Annotated in this window: 16 protein-coding genes; 7 read left to right on the top strand and 9 right to left on the bottom strand. The window is 44.0% G+C overall.

Annotated elements, in window-relative coordinates; all coding sequences use genetic code 11:
• From dnaC to ABLV64_RS06510, 4 genes are all read right to left on the bottom strand, one after another.
• Positions 1–744, bottom strand: coding sequence for a DNA replication protein DnaC (gene dnaC / locus ABLV64_RS06525; RefSeq protein WP_110437876.1), 744 nt, complete (start codon positions 742–744; stop codon positions 1–3).
• Positions 741–1,175 carry a hypothetical protein gene (locus ABLV64_RS06520; protein ID WP_004196690.1) on the bottom strand — a complete coding sequence of 145 codons (435 nt, stop codon included), beginning with the start codon at positions 1,173–1,175 and terminating at the stop codon, positions 741–743. The genes dnaC and ABLV64_RS06520 overlap by 4 nt, the downstream gene beginning before the upstream one ends.
• 32 nt (positions 1,176–1,207) lie before the next feature.
• Positions 1,208–1,468 (bottom strand): hypothetical protein, encoded by a 261-nt coding sequence (locus ABLV64_RS06515; protein WP_004026466.1) that lies wholly within the window; start codon positions 1,466–1,468, stop codon positions 1,208–1,210.
• A 253-nt stretch (positions 1,469–1,721) separates the two neighbouring features.
• The gene (locus ABLV64_RS06510) at positions 1,722–2,165 is read right to left on the bottom strand and encodes a hypothetical protein (protein ID WP_004026468.1); all 444 of its coding nucleotides are present in this window, start codon (positions 2,163–2,165) and stop codon (positions 1,722–1,724) included.
• Between the two features lie 230 nt (positions 2,166–2,395).
• On the opposite strand from ABLV64_RS06510, the gene ABLV64_RS06505 reads away from it, so the two are divergent.
• Positions 2,396–2,755 (top strand): hypothetical protein, encoded by a 360-nt coding sequence (locus ABLV64_RS06505; protein WP_004196726.1) that lies wholly within the window; start codon positions 2,396–2,398, stop codon positions 2,753–2,755.
• Between the two features lie 184 nt (positions 2,756–2,939).
• Here the strand turns inward: ABLV64_RS06505 and ABLV64_RS06500 are convergent, their stop codons facing one another.
• Positions 2,940–3,350 carry a hypothetical protein gene (locus tag ABLV64_RS06500; RefSeq protein WP_040120493.1) on the bottom strand — a complete coding sequence of 137 codons (411 nt, stop codon included), beginning with the start codon at positions 3,348–3,350 and terminating at the stop codon, positions 2,940–2,942.
• 124 nt (positions 3,351–3,474) lie between these two features.
• Here ABLV64_RS06500 and ABLV64_RS06495 point away from each other — a divergent pair, with 124 nt between their 5' ends.
• Positions 3,475–3,789 (top strand): hypothetical protein, encoded by a 315-nt coding sequence (locus tag ABLV64_RS06495; RefSeq protein WP_004181824.1) that lies wholly within the window; start codon positions 3,475–3,477, stop codon positions 3,787–3,789.
• On the opposite strand, the gene ABLV64_RS06490 is transcribed toward ABLV64_RS06495, so the two are convergent.
• The gene (locus ABLV64_RS06490; protein WP_004196710.1) at positions 3,780–4,358 is read right to left on the bottom strand and encodes an HNH endonuclease signature motif containing protein; all 579 of its coding nucleotides are present in this window, start codon (positions 4,356–4,358) and stop codon (positions 3,780–3,782) included. The genes ABLV64_RS06495 and ABLV64_RS06490 overlap by 10 nt on opposite strands.
• Before the next feature lie 99 nt (positions 4,359–4,457).
• On the bottom strand, positions 4,458–4,922 hold the full coding sequence (locus ABLV64_RS06485; protein ID WP_110437875.1) for a hypothetical protein: 465 nt from the start codon (positions 4,920–4,922) through the stop codon (positions 4,458–4,460).
• A gap of 1,096 nt (positions 4,923–6,018) precedes the next feature.
• Here ABLV64_RS06485 and ABLV64_RS06480 point away from each other — a divergent pair.
• The 5 genes from ABLV64_RS06480 to ABLV64_RS06460 all read left to right on the top strand — a co-directional run bounded on the left by ABLV64_RS06480 (position 6,019) and on the right by ABLV64_RS06460 (position 14,883).
• Positions 6,019–6,438: a hypothetical protein gene (locus ABLV64_RS06480; RefSeq protein ID WP_004181820.1), complete on the top strand. Its 420-nt coding sequence runs from the start codon at positions 6,019–6,021 to the stop codon at positions 6,436–6,438.
• A 130-nt stretch (positions 6,439–6,568) separates the two neighbouring features.
• On the top strand, positions 6,569–7,246 hold the full coding sequence (locus ABLV64_RS06475; RefSeq protein ID WP_004181819.1) for an NYN domain-containing protein: 678 nt from the start codon (positions 6,569–6,571) through the stop codon (positions 7,244–7,246).
• Positions 7,247–7,392: 146 nt separating this feature from the next.
• Positions 7,393–9,798 carry an Ig-like domain-containing protein gene (locus ABLV64_RS06470; protein WP_040120315.1) on the top strand — a complete coding sequence of 802 codons (2,406 nt, stop codon included), beginning with the start codon at positions 7,393–7,395 and terminating at the stop codon, positions 9,796–9,798.
• 135 nt (positions 9,799–9,933) lie between these two features.
• The gene (locus ABLV64_RS06465; protein WP_085013582.1) at positions 9,934–12,339 is read left to right on the top strand and encodes an Ig-like domain-containing protein; all 2,406 of its coding nucleotides are present in this window, start codon (positions 9,934–9,936) and stop codon (positions 12,337–12,339) included.
• Positions 12,340–12,477: 138 nt separating this feature from the next.
• Positions 12,478–14,883, top strand: coding sequence for an Ig-like domain-containing protein (locus ABLV64_RS06460; protein WP_348843204.1), 2,406 nt, complete (start codon positions 12,478–12,480; stop codon positions 14,881–14,883).
• Between the two features lie 721 nt (positions 14,884–15,604).
• Here ABLV64_RS06460 and ABLV64_RS06455 read toward each other — a convergent pair.
• Together ABLV64_RS06455 and ABLV64_RS06450 are read right to left on the bottom strand one after the other, a co-directional pair.
• Positions 15,605–16,615, bottom strand: a complete 1,011-nt coding sequence (locus ABLV64_RS06455; protein ID WP_004181814.1) for a ParB family protein — start codon at positions 16,613–16,615, stop codon at positions 15,605–15,607.
• Positions 16,615–17,862, bottom strand: coding sequence for a ParA family protein (locus tag ABLV64_RS06450; RefSeq protein ID WP_004181813.1), 1,248 nt, complete (start codon positions 17,860–17,862; stop codon positions 16,615–16,617). The genes ABLV64_RS06455 and ABLV64_RS06450 overlap by 1 nt, the downstream gene beginning before the upstream one ends.
• Between the last annotated feature and the right edge of the window lie 1,189 nt (positions 17,863–19,051).

The raw sequence follows: 19,051 nt of genomic DNA, 5'->3' as shown, positions 1-19,051 counted from the left end.
TCAGTATTCTTTTCCAGAAACACGATGTCGGTAGCTTTCCCAGTTAAACACTACCCATAGGCTGTTTCCGAGACGCATGCGGTCCATCACGCGCTCACCTACAAGTTTGTTCATCTCTTCCATATTGCTGTTAGTGAGCATCCCCGTAGGGCGTTTTGATGATGACCTGCGATCAACAATCTGGTTGATGATAACTTTTTCATAGCGTGATTCTGTTTGCACTCCAATTTCATCAATGACCAGAAGGTCAACTTTACTGAGATCGTTCAGTAGTTGTTCTTCACTGGTATTCCTGTTGCTGAAGGTATCTTTCATGGACGACATGATGTCTGCAACCGTTATGATTAAAACTGACTTTCCCCGCAACAAGAGGTCATTACAGATTGCTGCTGCCAAATGGTTTTTGCCAGTGCCTGGTTTTCCAGAGAAAATAAAACTGGCGATGTTCCCCTCAAATTCTTCTACATATTGGCGGGCGAGCATGAGTGCTTTCATTTGCCCCTCACATTCAACTAAGTAATTATCAAATGAACAATTCTGATGCAGAGGACGTATCCCTGACCGGTTAAAAGTCCTTTGCATTTTCATAGCTCTATTCTCGCGCTCAAGGGCCTCCGAGCGAAGCTGTCCCTGTTCCCGCTGCCATTGCAACAACTCCTCAGGTGAATTGAATGCAGGCTCAACGGTCTTGGGCATCATTTTTCTGAGGCGTTTCATGATGTCGCCATTTTTGACAGGGCTCATAGCCGGGTATCCTCTGAAGAGTAGCTTTGAAAAAGCTTCTGAAAACTATCAGCAACATGCTCATCTACTACAGCCTGGTGCCCTTCTACGTACTCCGGGGCATCCTTAAGACCTTTGTATATGATACTGTCCATACCGAACTGATCGGCAGTTATATCTACAATAAAGTGCATGCCATGAACGTTAGCGACAACCCAGTAATGCCCTTTCATGCCTTCAGGGGTGACAATTCCGCCATCACCAACACCATCACCACCGGCGATACGCGTCCTGACCCCAGAAAATTTCTCCAGTAGCATGGAAACCAGAATCGAACCATACATGCAGGTTCCTGTGGTATCAGATGTCTTAAGAGTACTGGAGATTAAATTTTCAAAAATACGCCGGGACATTTCCACCACCTCATGCGGAGGAGAAAATTGTTGCGTCATTATGCCTCCTGTTAATGGTCAGCTGCAGGTACCTACATTTTATCTTTCTTACTGGCTTGAATCTGTTTAACTATCAGCTCCATTTTGGAGCTTCTGTCCTCCAGTAGTTCACGCAGGTCATCCCATATACCGACAGGTATTGGTCTGTCACCAGAAAGCCACTGACGGATGCGTCTGCCGTCCGACAGTCCAAGGGCTCTGGCTAGTTCTGTTTGCCAGCGCTCACCAAACAGCAACTGACCTGCACTGATGAGCAATCCGCGTCTGTTTTCGTTCTCATTGGTTGATTTCATATCTGGCTTCATCTCTGCGGGAGAGCTCCCATCCGGCGAATTGCCGAAATACTTTCCTCCACGCCAAAAAGATTCTCAGCTGGTGGTTTCTCGCCTGCAAGCTGGCAGGCGGTGCAGGCTGCATGATATGAGTTACTTCGCTCCCGGAAAAGAGCCTGGAGAGCGACTACAACCAGAGTACGGTCGTCACCTGTTAAATCTTCAAGTTTCATACAAGCCTCAAAAGTTATGGGTCAGTAGGGGCTGAGAATGGTTAATCCTGATTAATACCGTACGCTGAAAAGTCCTGAACGTTTCCTGTCACAGCAGATAGAAGACGGAGGATGTTCTCTTCTCCGATGACAGCGAGCGCGGTCGGCATCAATCCGAACTCATCGTTTGTCAGACCAATAGCCATTTTATGCTCGCTGTGTCGACTAGCCGACTCGATACGGTCTATGAAGACGTCAATGCAGCCATCGATACCGCGTGCTGCGGCAGCTTTGGTCATATCACAGGCATGGTCCCCGTTCAGTACGAAAAACACACGGCCATCCAGAACCAGAGCGGTTGTATCGCAGCCATACCCGGCAGATGAACTGTTATAGCTGATATGAAAGCGCTCAAATCCGCGAGTCATATTGGGCGCTGGGGTATTGATCACAGGAACAACATCTGAGGAAAAACCCAGCTTAGCTAATTGAGGGATAGTTGACATGAACGCCTCCTTAGGCAGTTAATGGGCGGCTCCGTGGCCTTCCCTTTCAAACAAATTGTACCTTATTTTAGGTACGCAGCAACCCCTTTTATAAAACGACTGTGTTTTCGAAAGGTAAAAGTCGATACTCCCCCACCACCGGTCTAGATCCGACCGTATCTTTCCCTGGTTCCAAGATTTTAAGAATGTCCGTATGATAGGTGGGATTAGAATGCACAGGACCAGTTTGAATGTTTAATAGCCTTTCTGATTATCTACAGCAACAACGAGATCGCGAGGAGGCTCTGAAACGAAAACTAAGCCAGTTGAAGCCAACTGTTAGGAATGGCGAGGCAGGAGAGATAATCGCAGCGCTGATTGACCTCGGCTCAGTGGGGGGCGATTTTAAAAAAACGACGTACGATTATATCTATGAGTATTTTGCATCCGCCCGCTGTATTGATGTGTTGGTGGTAATGTTATTCCTCAATATGAAGCATCCACTCTCCGATGGAGCAATAAAAAAAGCCTATGCAAGACAGTCCGACAGTGAAGATTCGAGGTCTGCTTACATAAGCTTGATAGTTGACACTATTGATAAACGCCGGTAATCCCACAGTCCGCCGCTAACTGGCGTCTCCTTTTTTCCTACGAACGGCCATACTGACCTCCTCACGCAAAACAGAAATGGCCATAAGCTCAGCCTTTAGTCTGGAGGCAGCGAGATCAAGCTCTTTCCCATACCAGGCCAGGGTCTCAAGATCAATGAGTTTTGTGTCGATGGTCGGAGGTAATTCAAGTAGTTCGGGTGGGGTGCTGCTTTAACAAGAACAAATTAATTTCATCAATAGTATTGAACTCCCCAATGATGCTTTCTTCGTAATCTGGTCGCTGGGACTGAACCACTAGCCTGAAGGGCGGTTCGTTAGAGTACATGAAGATAGGTTTCAGACGGGTTTTGACCCATTTTGCCTGGGCGTCGTGAGCCAGGACACAAGCCTCTTCGTAAGTTCTTACCTTTCCAAGCACCGATGAGCGGTCCCTCGCTCCACCGTTAAGACATCTGTCAGTAAATGAGCCGTCTGGTTTAGTGATCCCATAAGGATGATCCCACCATTCATCTAGCTGTTCTTTGCTTCGTTCACTATTAGGGGTGTCATCAAAATTGGCCGGAAGTTTTGGGTCAAGGGGGAGCTGAGATGGCATGCGTTTATCCGTTTTTACCATGTTGAGGCATTAAGCCAGATAGACGCGATACAATTACTGGTAGATGCATCAGACCAGGTAATGTCTATAATTGAAAAACCATGTATAACAGGGAATGGGAACAATGCAAAAAAAAATGCTTACAGTGTTGATCTGTGCCACAGTCTTTCTTTCTGGCTGTAAGGAAGAAGGTATAACCCCAACTGGCAAAGCATGTATGGGCACCGATAATGACTCATTGATTGAAGGCCTGAAGGGGAAGTGCCAGAAAGGCGATACTATAGCGACAAAGAACCCTGCATATTTTTGTGATTTCAAAAGTCAGATTGCTTTTAATAATTACAATAGTGCTATATGTATCTATACCGGAATGCAAGCTGAGGAACGGATTAAAGAAGCCGACATCAGTCCAAGAAAAGACAGCAAACCTCAATCCTGATAAGCCTCCCGGTGTGCCAAAAAATAAGAAAGCTGGGGTTCAAGTTCTTTTGAGGCATCGTACGCCTCAAACCAGAAAACCACAGGTTTCTCAATAACCGTTACCAGCCCAAATCGTTGGGCTGTGCGGAAATTGACTGAGTATGCCTGAGCACGCTCAGGCTGGTGGGCAATCTGTTCCCTGAATCCTTCGATTGAATATGTCGCTTTGAAAAGGTTGCATGCTGAACACGCGGGGAAAAGATTATCTAAATCATGGCGATCAGGATGAAATACTCGTCCATTGCTTCGTGCAACGTGACTCACCCTACTCCCCTGGGGCGCGCGAACTATATCGAAATCTCTACGAACTGGCTCTACATGATCGGCATGCCAGCCCTTTTCCTTCAGCTCACAGCCGCAGTAGGCACACCTGCACGCAAATTTTAACCTGAGTTCTTCTCTTTGCGCTTTGGTGATTTTCGTTTTGGGTTTTTCTGTCCTGGTCTGCATCTCGGTTTTTACGGCATTGTTGTTATGAGAGGGCAACTCTATGAGCTCCCCCCCCCTTTTGATTATCTTTTCAGACATAGATCCCCCAGAAAGTAACTTTCTGCAATTTGATAATTGAAAATTAATGAATGGACATCAATCCTTTTTACTTTCAAAACTTTTAAGGTTAACAACTACCTATTTTTTGATTTTGACGCTATTTTCTTTCCTAAGCAGTCTATTCAGTTGGCATTCTTGGCTAACAGCCCAATATTTAATGTCGAGAATTGGTACTATTATCTTGCCATGGTCCATAAAGTCTTCAGTGTGCACATTTTTGAGTACATCAATGAATGATGTATCTGATCGGTACTTCAAAATTTGACGGTCAAGTAAATCAATCCAGCTTTTAGGAAGATCCAAATAGAACCATACAAAAAGTACTGTAATAATCCCAAATCCGTATATCAGCAATGCTGTCAAAGGTGAACATTGCGGGGATAGCTTAAGATATGCCAGCAATGGTATCCCAGATAACCAAAGTAGGGCTAGTACAATAGGTTCTAGATATTTCTTTTCGATGTAATCGCACGTCCAAAAAATTTTGGACGCCTTCTTTCTTTTTGCCTTTATTTCTTTTTTAACTTTATTGTTAATCAACATGTTTAATCCTGTCTAATGGGTATCGCTGGTCAATTCCCGATACTCGTTATTAACCCGGTAACGTACAACAGTCTGACCCCTTAACGGGGACACCTGTACCTGTTGCCACTTCACAAGAAAAGGTCAGCGGTATGGCTTTGTGGGTAGAACAATTCATGCAGGCTCTTTTAACCAAAGAGGTCGGAAGGATGTTAGGTACGCGCTCTCCATACGTTGAAATACACATATCCCATCCCGATGAGCAAAGGCGCATAAACCATCTGATACTCAATGAAACTTGCCCTGCTATACCTAGCATCGATATAGAGTTGGATGAGTGAAAGAATGGTAAAAACAAGGTGGTGTGAGATGATGGACAAAACCAGAAATCGTAAATTTTTATATTGAGGCCGCAGGGTAAATAAGCGAACCGCCATAGCCATAGTCACGAGGAACAGGAAAATGGGCTGAGAATGAGGGAACAGAACAATCTGACCACAAGCAATGATTGTGAAATAGACGACCGCCAAAACATTAAATTTTTTCGTCAGATGAGTTGCATGCATATACATCCCGCTTGAATAACCTGGAAGTTAAACTGAATTTTCAGAAGCTACCGCCACTCCCTTTTACCAGACAGGGCACTGGTTTAGTTCTGGCCTACTAAAACAGATAATAATCTAACATAGAAAATTTTGGTTTTTCCCGACTTAAAGGTACTTTAAGGCCGTGGAGTGTGTTTTTTTACGTTCGTCGTTAAGTTCCTTTTCTGAATGCTTCCTGATATATCACGTCGTCGGATATCTGATCAAGCATTCTGCTGTTAATATAGCTGTCATCAGTGATGTGAATGAGCCTCCCTCTCCTTCTATGTCGTTTTCTTCTTTCTGCACATTCTGTTTTGACATTTCCCGCGCTGCATACTGGCGTCATTTGAACATCTCGGGATGGAATAGTTAATTGACGATATCAAAATAAGCGATCCTGAAAGACCCTTTTTGTCCCGCATTTCTTTCCTCTCTGGATTTTTTTTGTCCTGTTATTCAGGAATTTCTGAAACAAATTTTGATATAACTGGATTATTGGCGTTAGGTCTGTTCATACGGAAAACGGAACTATGATGAGCTCGAAACACGTGGTCATTAGCACGAAGCATCCGGTTGCCGGATACCTGTACCTGGAAATGATCCCCGATAGCGAGGTCGGGTTTTCAGATATCTATCAGATAACAGACAGTCTTTTTCGTGCAGACGTTCTGCCCTGTGACTGGCGAGAGCATAAGCGGCAGTGGGGTAAGGACTTTCTGGGCCATGGCTCATGGGATGTGTACTACATCAAACAGCATGTGAACCGAATTAACTGGTTTGGCAATGACAGCATTAAGAAAATTAAGTTCAGATACAGCCTGTCCCTTAAAGAGCTGATTGACTGGGTATCCGACCCCGACCATTGGATAGATATTGCCGTAGAGGTAGATGATACCAGTGGTTCCAGACCAATGGCCGTAGCCATGTTTAATCAGAACCAGCACGTTTAGTCAGTATGTGCGCCGTAAAAAGTCACTTTTACCGGGTGGCGGGAGTGTACATAGGCCCAAAAGTTACTTTTGGGCTGCTGGTGGTGATTAAGTTGATATTTAGTCCAACCTGTTTTTTCGGGAGAGAATAATGCTCAGTTCCAAAACCAGAATTGCCCTGATTGATTATGAAAATATCGGAAGCCTTGAGGGGGTTTCCCTTCATGACTTTGACAAAGTGCTTTTCTTCACGGGCGCTAAACAGGAAAACATTAAAATTCCCGTTACGTCCCTGAGCTCTGCAATTTCTGTATGCATTATTCCGGCGACTGAGGTATCCAAAAACAATGTTGATTTCCATCTGGTTCTGGAACTCGGCCAGCTGACCGCATTGTCCGGGGATACGTCACACTTCTCTGTTATCTCCCGTGACAAGGGCTATGACGGCATTATTGCCCGTCTTAAAGCAGCAGGGATCAGCTGTACAAGGTTCTCTCCAGCCCTGCCCGCTCCGCAGCCGGTTAAAGACACGGCTTCAACAAAGAAAGTGATGAAAGCCAAAGAGCATGACATGGGGTACTGGATTAACAGACTGAAGCTTTCCTGCGCATCCTCCCCTAAATCGCTCCCGGCCACGCCAATGGGCTTACAAAATTACCTTTCAAATGTGACAGGGCAAAAATCCTGCTCATTGCTGAACGAGCGGATTAAGCAGGAGCTAATTCGTCTTGGTTTCATCACGATTTACGAAAAAACGCTGGTCTGGAATCGCTCATTACATTCGCCAGCCCAGAAGAGCAGGCGTGCTGTTCTCGAGCAGGTGAAATAAGCCGTAGGCCAGGTGAGCAGAATCATAAACATGCGTTGTTTTTGCAACGGAGAAGGAAAGTAACTTTTTTGGCATGTATCGCTCCGTCAGTGGTTAAGAGCGACTCACAATGCGACCTTTTAACCATGATTTAGACTGGTACTGATATGAAATTCAAACTCAAACTTCTGGCGGCATTAATCCTCGGCACCCTTTCATTGCCGGGCCATTCCCGTGTTTATGAGTACACAATAAAAGATATCTACGGTGTGGAGAAATCCGTTAGCGCCGATTCAGCGAAGCTGAACACCACGGAGAAAATCCAGCTTAGCCTGATTTCAGGGCTGGACAGGAAAATCCGTGTGACGGTGAAAAAAGGCGACGCGAATGTCTACAGCACGACGACAGAAAGCGTGAAAGTTGCCGATCGCATCAAATCATCATCAGATGAAGAGTTTTACGGGAAAGTTATAACCATGCCACCGTTAAGTGAAGGGCTGTATACCATTACCTCGGAAATATTGAATACCCAGGATGCCCTTATTGATTCGACAACTCAATCATTCCTGATTGATACGTCTGGCCCCACAGCCGATAACATGAGGATTGACCAGCGTCCGGGATATGACATGGTGCTTACCGGAAATCTCTGGGAACTGGGGTTGGGGGCAGAAGCAAAACTATATGTCACCGTCAAAAATGTGAAAGCGACGGCCGGTTTTGATAAAGCTACTATCCAGATCTTAAATCCCGATAATACCGTCTATTCCAAAATGGACATGGTTTACGACAGCGGTTCTGCATCGCTTTCTGTTCCGTGGACTAAGGGGAGCGCGGTTAAAGCCGACTGGATGCCGGTGTCCAATGCGGATACAGAATATCGCTTTCGTGTCACGCTATACGACAAGGCAGGTACCCGAAAAGTCCTGCCGGATCAGAAGTTCCTCTTTGACTCGGATTTAGGCGAATACACGCTAGTCGCGGTGTATGACCCTACAGCTGAAACCAGTGTTATACCCGGATTCAGTAAAGGGTATGTTGAATATAAATCGGGGATGACGGTCAATCTGAATCCCATTACTTTTGTCTACCGTGTCCCTTCTACGAACCGCAGGGAGTACAGAAAAGGTGGGCTGGCCTTCGGGAACATAATTTCTGAGGCTAACGGCTACAGCTATGTGTCGGTCACGACCCCTTACCAGACGCTCTCTGTTATCCATAACGGTTATCAGTGGGGGGGGGCCAGTGTAACCTACAATATTAAAATGGGTGCAGATGCGCCGGTAAGCCCGACTACTCCTGACGTGTGGATTACCTCGGACAAGAAAAGCTCGGTAAGCTCATATGATTTCCTCTGGAAAACATCCGATCTCCCGGTGACATTTCTTACTGCCCGCGTGAAAGCGTCGGCACGAAATTACATTCAAAAGGCTATGTCTAATACCGGAGGTTTCTTATGTAACATTCCTGTCGGCGAGCTGGAGTGTGAAGGGAAAATTGTTGGGAATATTCAAAAAAGTGGTAACGGCCATATGGGTTTTTTCTTCAAGATGACCAACTCAGATGGCACCCTTTTCTCACAATATGCTGAAAGGCGGCAATACTGGAATGCTGACCAGTTGCCCAGAATTACTGGTTATGATTATCAGGAAGACAAGAAAAAGGTTCTGCTATTTGTGAATCTACCGGGGAACGGCAGTTTACGGTACAAATTGCAGCTCAAGTCTGCGGTTCTAATTAATGCGGATTCAAATGTCCAGGTGTTAACCGGTACCAATACAGCGATTGCTGGTGATGATTACACCTACACGTTTGATTTGGGAGCTCTCCCGGAAGGCAAATATAACCTTTCCTTCCTTGCCAAAGACACCTTCGATAATGAATCGTCATCGCCGTTCATCACGCTGGTGAACGATATGACCCCCCCAGACGTCATATTTAATTATGAAAATGCCCCGCTTGCTTCCGGTTCTACCGTGTATGGGCTGGAGAACATCGCGATTAGCCTGAATGACGCGCTGACAAAGCCTGTTCTCGAACGCCTTGAGCTGAAAGGTGGCCCCGCATCTGATAGCGTGATTCTTGGTTTCAACCAGAATGCCGATGGCTCCTATACGCCAGATTATCCACGTCTGTTCCCTACCCTTGTCGAAAATACCGATAAATATACCCTGACGGCGTATGCAACGGATACCAAAGGGAACTCCACTCAGAAAAGCATTCAGTTCGCCTATTATCCGAAAAATCTTGTAACCCTGGAAAAACTCAAAACGCTGGGTGTGGTGAAGGCGCTGAAAACCAGCGACAACACTCCGCTGGCCGTCATGCGTACCGGGCAGTTTAGGCGGAACGATGGCTCCTTGGTTCAGGGTGTACAAACTGCCAACATCACGCTCAGGACTGACGCTAATTATGCGATCAACATACTGGGTACTGTCATTCAGCCGGGCGAAACCAAAGACATCCAGATAGACCTCGGCGCTGGTGTTAACACAACGGTCCCAATTTTCCCGGCAACAAACGGCGCTACCGGGCAAAGCGATTTCATCATTGAGTTTCCGCAAATTAAATAGCGACTCACGATTACGGGTCCCTGCTGTTGGGCCGGTAATTTTTGGATAAACACGACAACGCCGAATATGACGGCCAGGAAGAGAGAAAAGTTACTTTCTCAACTCTGATTACAAGCCTGCTGGGAATGATCTGAAATGAATACCAAGATAAAACTGCTGACAACGATAATCCTCGCGACGATGTCCTTTTCATCGCATTCACGGGTCTATGAGTACACCATTAAGGATATCTACGGTGCGGAGAAATCAGTCAGTGCGGAAACCGGCATTCTTAACACTAACGAAAAAATTCAGTTGAGCCTGATTTCCGGCCTAGATCGCAAAGTACACGTATCTGTCCGGAAGTCAGGAACGGAGGTTTACAGCACGACAACCGATAGCATTAAGGTAAGTGATCGAATTAAGGCATCAACAGGTGAAGAGTTCTACGGGAAAATCATCACGCTTCCTCCCCTGAGTGATGGACCGTATCAGGTTATCTCTGAAATACTTAACACACAGGGTGCTCTGGTCGACTCCACCACACAGGATTTCACCATAGATAGTGTGGGCCCTACAGCGGACGATTTGAGCATTTTACAGAAACCGGGGTATGAAATGGTCACCCAGGGAGAAAGGTGGGAACTGGGCCTTGGAGCCGACCAAAAACTATATGTGAACGTTAACAACGTTAAAGCAGTCGCTGGTTTCGATAAAGCTACATTACAGGTTATTAATCCCGATAATAGCGTCTATTCCATTACTGCTATGGACTATGATAGCGGGTCTTCCTCCCTGTCTGCTGCATGGACTTTAGGGAACCGGAAAAAGGCCTCCTGGATGCCTTCATCAAATGCTGATGTAGAGTATCGTTTCCGGGTTACACTCTTTGACAAAGCAGGCTCCCGAAAAGTATTACCGGAACAGAAATTTGTATTTGATGACCAACTGGGTGAATACACTCTTATTGCTATACGGGACCCCGAAGCGCAAACAAGCGTTGTTCCAGGGTTCACTTCGGGTTATATAGCTTATAAAGCGGGTATGACAGTTAATCAAAACCCGATTACCTTAATCTATCGTATCCCCATCAACAATGTAAGGAAATACAACAAAGCTGGTTTAAGTTTTGGCTCTATCATTTCAGAAGCTAACGGTTACGCCTATGTGGCGGCAACAACAGCATATAACAACAGGTACGATATACATAACGGGTACCAATGGGGCGGCGCTACTGCAAACTATAACCTTAAACTGGGTCCCGACACGCCTGTCGGACCGGAAATGCCTAGTAGCGTTTGGCTCACGACGGACACAAAAGGTGAAATTAATTCTTTTAACTATTTATGGAAAACAAGTGATCTACCGGTGAAATTTATTTCAGCGAGGATCCGTGCTTCTGCGAGAAATTATATCCAAAGAGCATTTACAGGTAACCTGGAAATCTGTCAAATCCAACCAGGTGAGACTGAGTGCAGCGGGCCGGTACCGTGGTCAATTGCTAAAAGTGGCAATGGAGGCGTGACATATTCTTTTAAAATGTATAATGAGGACAAGACACTTTCATCAATTAATCAGGAAAGGAGGAACTACTGGAACACAAACCTTCTACCGAGGATAAAGGGATATGACTATCAGGAAGATAAGAAAAAAGTACTTTTATTTGTTACCCAACCCGGTAATGGTACCTTCAGAGATCAACTTCAGCTTAAGTCCGCTGAACTGATTGATGCTAATTCAGGTATGCAGGTGCTGAATGGAGCCAAAATAGCGCTTTCTGGTGAAGATTATACTTATGCGTTTGACTTAAGTAAGTTGGCTGAAGGAAGATACGACTTAAACTTTCTGGCAAAAGATACCTTCGAAAATGAAACATCTTCTCCATTCATCACGTTAGTGCATGATATGACTCCCCCTGAGATCAGCTTTAACTACGACAATGCCCCGCTCACCTCCGGCAACACGGTCTATGGTCTGGAGAATATATCCATTAAACTAAACGATGAGCTGACTAAACCTACTCTTCTCCGCCTGGAACTACGAGGGGGGCCTGCATCTGATAGCGTAGTCCTTGGTTTCAACCAGAATGTTGATGGTAGCTACACACCTGATTACCCACGGCTGTTTCCTACTCTGGATACGTCGACGGATAAATACACTCTCACTGCATATGCCACAGATGCTAAAGGTAATACGTCCCAAAAAAGTATTCAGTTCGCCTACTTCCCTAAAAATCTCGTTACCCTGGAGAAACTGAAAACACTGGGCGTGGTTAAAGCACTCAAAACCAGTGACAACACACCTCTGGCAGTCATGCGTACCGGCCAGTTGAGAAGGAACGATGGCTCTCTTGCCCAGGGTATGCAGACGGCAAATATCACGGTCAGAAGCGACGCTGAGTATGCCATCAACATTCTGGGAACGGTGATCCATCCCGGGGAAACTAAAGAAATACAGCTTGACCTCGGAACTGGTGAAAACTCTACGGTTCCGATTTTTCCGGCTATCAACGGGTCTACGGGTCAAAGCAACTTCATCATCGAGTTCCCACAACTTAACTAACTATCGACGGCCACCGCCTCTGCTATGTGGGGCTGGTGGCGTTTCGTACCAAATGGTGTTGTTAAAAGTATGCAATCAGAAAAAAGTAACTTTCTCCAAGGCATAAACTTCACGAATTTTTTGGATTAATAATTTGATATGAAAATTAATTTACAGACTACTTTAATACTAATTGCCCTCTCCGCTTTTTCACTCCCCTCATATGCTCGTGTGTATGAATATGTATTCAAGGATGTCTATGGAACGGATAAATCAGTCAGTGCGGAAGCAGGTATCCTAAATACAAATGAAAAAATTCAGGTAAGAATAATATCGGGACTCGACAGAAAAATTCAGGTAACCGTAAAGAAAGACAATGTTGGAGTATATAGCTTTACTACTGAGAGCGTGACGGTCAATGACCGTATAAAGGCATCAACTAGTGAAGAATTTTATGGTAAAACGCTGACATTGCCACCACTGAGTGATGGAAGTTATGTAATAACGTCAGATATCCTGAATACTCAAAACACTGTTATCGACAGCACGTCTCACAATTTTATTATTGATACTGTAGGGCCTTTGTCAGATAACCTGAGCGTGGACCAAAACCCCGGATATGATATGGTCTTAACAGGTGAGCGTTGGGAACTAGGCCTCGGGGCTGAAGCAAAGCTGTACCTGAATGTGAAAAACGTCAAATCTGCCACCGGTTTTGATAAAGCGACTATTCAGGTGATAAAACCTGATGATACTGTTTTTTCAACTACAGATATGGTTTATGACAGTGGATCAGCATCCCTTTCAATACCGTGGACAAAAGGGAATATGAGTCGGTCATCATGGATGCCTGTATCAAACGCTGATGTGGAATATCGTTTCCGTGTGACGCTCTATGATAAAGCGGGAAACCATAAAGTTTTGCCGGATCAGAAGTTCATATTTGACTCAGATCTTGGTGAATATACTTTATTTGCTGTTTATGACCCGACTTCTAAAACAAGCGTAGTTCCGGGATTTAGTGAAGGTTACATAGCATATAAGCCGGGAATGACCGTTAACCAAAACCCTTTAACACTCGTGTACAGGGTTCCATCGAATAATCGAAGGGAATACAGTAAAGCTGGTTTGAAATTTGGCACGATTATTTCCGAAGCGAATGGATACAGTTATGTATCCGCGAAAACGGCCTATAAGGTAGCTTACGTCATCCATAACGGATATCAATGGGGTGGAGGCTCACTCTCCTATAATATCAATTTAGGAAGTGAGGCTCCGGCCAGCCCGGCAGCACCTGAAGTATGGTTAACATCAGATATAAAAGGTGAAATGAATGCAGGCAGCTATCTTTGGGATTCCAAAGATCTACCCGTGAAATTCAGCTCTGTTAAGATCACTGCGTCTCCGCGAAATTATGGTCAGAGAGCGATGAGTGGAAATACTGAGATTTGTCAGATACCTGCTGGTGAGACTGAGTGTACTGGTGCGGTATCATGGTCTATTCCGAAATCAGGGAATGGTATTACAACATACTTCTTCAGATTGACTGATATGGATAAAACACTTTCATCAGTCACTGTAGAAAAAAGACATCACTGGAACACTGATCTGTTACCCAAGATAACTGGATATAGTTACCAGGAGGAAAACAAAACTGTACTCTTATTTGTGACGCAACCAGGGCGCGGAAAATTCCGCGATTTGTTGCAACTCAAATCTGCTGCTCTGATTGATTCAGATACCGGGGACCAACTACTGTCAGGTATCCAAACAGCTCTATCTGGCGAGGATTACACATACAGTTTTGATCTCAGCAAACTGGCCGAAGGTAAATACAATTTAGGCTTTCTGGCAAAGGACAGCTTTAACAATGAAACTTCATCACCATTCATAAATCTGATTAACGACAAGACACCTCCTGTTGTTAATTTTAAATATGAAAATGCGCCGCTATCCCCCGGAGCTACTGTTTTCGGGCTTGAGAACATCAGTATAACGCTAAATGATGAGTTAACAGCACCCAGCCTTGTCAGACTTGAACTTAAAGGAGGACCAGCGTCGGACAGCGTTATCTTGGGGTTTAACCAGAATACGGACGGTAGTTATACACCTGATTACCCTCGTCTCTTCCCCAGTCTGGATGCAAATACGGACAAATATACACTAACCGCATATGCTACCGACGCGAAAGGTAACACTACTCAAAAAAGCATTCAGTTCGCCTATTACCCAAAAAACCTGGTCACCCTTGAGAAGCTGAAAACTTTGGGTGTTGTAAAGGCGCTAAAAACCAGTGACAACACACCGTTGGCCGTCATGCGGACGGGACAGCTACGACGTAACGATGGCTCACTGGCTAAGGGTATACAAACGGCAAACATCACGGTCAGGAAGGACGCAGATTATGCGATAAATATCCTTGGGAACGTTATTCACCCCGGGGAGACAAAAGAAATTCAGATAGACCTTGGAACCGGTGAAAACTCAACTGTTCCTATTTTCACAGCAGAAAACGGTTCTACAGGGGAAAGCAATTTCATAATCGAATTTCCGCAAATCAAGTAACCAAGTAACATGCATTAATCAAAAAATGTGCCCTGATCAGGTTCATACTGATTAGGGACGTTAGGCATAGATTCATCGTCTAACTATAGAAAGTAACAATAAAAAGTAACTTTCTAATTACCCACCAGATAGGTTAATTTTCACATCAGGGCAATAGATACCAGCTTTGCTGGAAATTTTCCAGAAATGATCAGAGTCGAATTTCGACATGATCAGACCCGTTAGTTGGTGTTGCCCCCTCCCCCAGTATAAGGGTTATAGAGTTCTTTAGGACGGTACATTGTCAGGGTTATTCGTGAGTAGGCTGGGCGCAGCCCTAACTAGTTAGGCTGGTTGTATAATCATAACGGTGCACCAGAAGGTTTCAAGAGCAACAAGAAACAGACTGCGAACAATGGGGTTGTATTCATCTGCTGCACAGAATCAGTCTGCCGTGGATTCTGGTATCCGACTGCGAACAACGGGGTTGTTTTCACCTGCAGTACATCATGAGTCTGCGGTGGCTTCAGGTATCCGACTGCGAACAATGGGGTTGTTTTAGTCAACGATGCTTCTGAAAGCTGCCGGAGCACCAAGAGATGGACTTGAGCAAAGGGATTCTTCTCTGCCAAGAGTGGAACAGAAAGCTGTTAGAACCTCCAGTGTCAAAGTCGTACATGTGAGTTGCATAAATGAGAAAGTCATGATCCCTGTTAAAGAATCATGACTAAAAATAAAATAATTATTTTGCTTTGCTAATACTAACTTTAATTAAGCGTTCAATCTCATTTATTGTTGATTGACCAATACGCTTAAATTCAAAGCTTACTTTCTGGCCATCGGCGCTTCTTTTTACCCTAGCGTAAGTATCCTTATTATCAAAAGCAGCAATATCAGTCACTGTCCATTTTTGCGGTTTATTTACATCATTACAAAGAATACTAAGAACTGAATGTAAACCATCTAAAATTGACTTCTGAACTTCCTCAATATCATTAATGTTAGTAATTTTATTGTCATCCGCCCCTACTTCAGATGTTAGCTCTGTCAGAGGAATGTTATTAGCATTAGCGGTTTTTTCAATTCTAGCCAATTTACTATAATAAGTATTAGGTATCCCCTCACTATCTGGGAATATTCTAATAAGTTCTTTACTGATTTTTGCAGCCTGAATTCTCTTTCTTATCGATTCAATACCAATATTAAGATAAGAAGCAAGTTCCTCATTAGTTTTAAAACCCTTATTCTTCATGATTTCAAGGTATTTAATTCCAACTTCACGATACGAGAATCGTTTTGCCGTTTGTGCAGCATTAACAATACAATCGACATCTTCACGGCTAACCTCTACATCGAAGGCCCATAAAGGTAAATCAACCGAACATTTTATGCAGCAGAAACGACGCCTACTTCCTTCAATTAGGTAAAATTGGCCGTCCCGGTAGACGGCAATAGCTTCAGTTGTAACCCCATTCTCTTTAATTAAAGGAAGAATTTCTCTTGTAGAGAGATCGTCAACTGCCTCTTGATTTCGTGGGTTTAGTTCATGAACGAGCGTTTTATTAGCAACTTCTGAGCCAGGGACGACAACGTAGCGAGCTTCAACTTTACGCCCATTTGCTAGAGTAAATAGTCGCTTCTGTGTAGGAGAAGTACGTAAAGGTGGAAGTCCGCTTTTTTGATCGACAAATGTACGTTTGCTGTTTCCGGTTAAGTATTTGTCTTTGCTTGTACCGCGTTCAACATCACTCATTATTTACCCTCCTCCCTAACTGAGAAGCTTTTAATTTCATTGATAAGTTGTTGATACACCGACTGAACCGACATTTCAGCAATATCATATTGTTTTGAAGAACAAAGTTCTTCTGATTTTTTAATATCGAGTACAGTACGACCTTTCTCAGCCGCTGCAACGAAAGCCTCTGAATGTTTAATATTTGTTGTCATGAACCGATCACGTACAGTTCTTACTAGTTTATTTAAAGTACGAATCTCATGTTGACTTCTATCATCTACGTTTACTGCAAGAACATTTATCCATTTAATATTTGTTCCCTTAGATGGAAGCTGCTCAAGTCGGTCAGAAATCGTAATCATATAGTTTGTGGTTGATGCAAAATCATATTCTCGTGGTGTAATGGGAACAAGTATTGCATCAGCTGCTTCGTTTGTTGACCAAATAATTGGAGAATCTTGTGGCGGAGTATCTATAAATATAAGGTCATATTTTTCCTTTAATACAGGTATAACCACATCACGAAAACGTGTCAGAAGTTTGAGTCTTGCCTCCTTATCGAGGCTCCAATATTTATCAGTAAATCTATCATCTGTCGGGAATGCAGTTATAACATCCATGTTAGGGAGATGGGTTGAAAATGCCATAGCACCAATAATTTGTGCTTCCGTATATCCCTGTTTTATATATTGTGTAAAGTCATTATCTTCAATTTCACTAAGCAGAACATCGGTTATGGTTAGGTAAACACTATCTTCACTAGTTGAGTGGATAAGGTTATTGCCTAACGAGCCTTGGGGGTCAAGATCAATTACGCAGATTTTTGCATTCAGATTAAGATCCAAAGCGGCCGCGGTAGCAAGTGTTGCTGTTGTTGTACTTTTACCTGTCCCACCTTTATGGTTTTCCGTAACAATAACTCGGGGCAAATACATTTCACGATATTGAATAGTGCCCATCGCTTCCATTATTTTTTGAACATCCCAACGTGTATACAGGTGACTCTTATTCTGGAAGATAGGTTCACCGATCACTTTTTTCTCATGTAGTTCAGCAAGAATTCTACTAAAAGTGTTTCTTGATTTACCAAAGAAGTCCGAAAGAGTTTTTTTATTTAAACAATGGTTATAGATAAGACGATCTAAGCCATCGACTTGTTCATCCGAAACATCAACCCGACTCGACTCCAAGATTATTTCCTTGAGGCTTGCTTGTTCATTTTTCATCTTTAGGCCGATAGTACGAATATCATCTAATATGCTCATGATCTCTCCTTAGGTTAGTCTTCACATTATTCATGAGGATTGAGCGTATTACAAGGTAAAAGTGCATTACAATGCACTTTTATCACATCATGCGCTCAAAATGAGATTTCGTGCACAGTCTTTTTTGGGCGAGAAATGTACAAATAATTCTCAAGGTATTGATATTAAAAGAAATCTAATTTAACTAGGCAAAATTCACAGATTTGGTGAATTCTGAGACTTTTTCCCAGCCATCCATACTCAATTTTTAAAATTTAGCTAGAACCCATGGGCGCAAATGACTATGCCACCCCTTTACCATGCCCTGCCCTGCCCTGCTCTGCCCTTCTCTTTCACCTAACTACTGGAGGCCGGTTTAACGATGTATACCTTCCCAAATTTCGAGGTCGAAAACATGGCTGTTCAACTTATTGGGGCTCCAGACCAGAATTGCCGACTACGAACAATGGGTTTTCATCTACAAGGCATTAGGATTCTTCTGTGGATTCTGATACCGACTTTGTGAAACGTAGTTTGATTGCATCTGTGGGGCTTCATGAGTCTCCATGGGCACGAATGACCAGACTGCGAACAGCGGAGTTGCATTTCATCTGTGGACTTCATGGGTGTCCAGAGAATCCTGGGATCCGATTACGAACAAAAGGTTTTTTACACCTGCAAGCATCAAGAATCTGATAAGGCTTAAGATAGCCGACTGCGAACAGACAGCGGGATGGTTTTATCTGCAAGATATCTGGAATAGTCTGAGGATTCAGATAGCCGATTTTATAAAAAGGAGTTGAAATCATCTATGGGGCTTCATGAGTTACGAGAGGCTCACATGAGTATAGTGCGAACAACGAGGTTGTTTTCACCGGCTTCACATCATTCATCCGCTGAGGTTTCACGTAACGACTACGAATAACGGCGTTGTATTCACTGGCTGAACTTCATCAGTCAGTAGAGGCTTCACTTAATGACGGCGAACAAGGGGGTTGTTTTTTAACTCGCTACGCATCATGAGTCTGCTGTGGCTTCAGGTATGCGTCTGCGAATAACGGGGGTTTTGTTCACTGGCTGAACTTCATCAGTCAGTTGAGGTTTCACGTAATGACTGCGAACAAGGGTTTGTATTCACCGGCTGCACATCATGAGTCTGCTGTGGCTTCTGGTAACCGACTGCGAACAACGGGGTTGTTTTCACCGGCTG

The organism is Klebsiella sp. JB_Kp031 (assembly GCF_040064295.1).
Classification (GTDB): domain Bacteria; phylum Pseudomonadota; class Gammaproteobacteria; order Enterobacterales; family Enterobacteriaceae; genus Klebsiella; species Klebsiella quasipneumoniae.
Note: the sequence above shows the minus strand (reverse complement) of the source record. Positions and strands in the feature narration are given on the sequence as shown.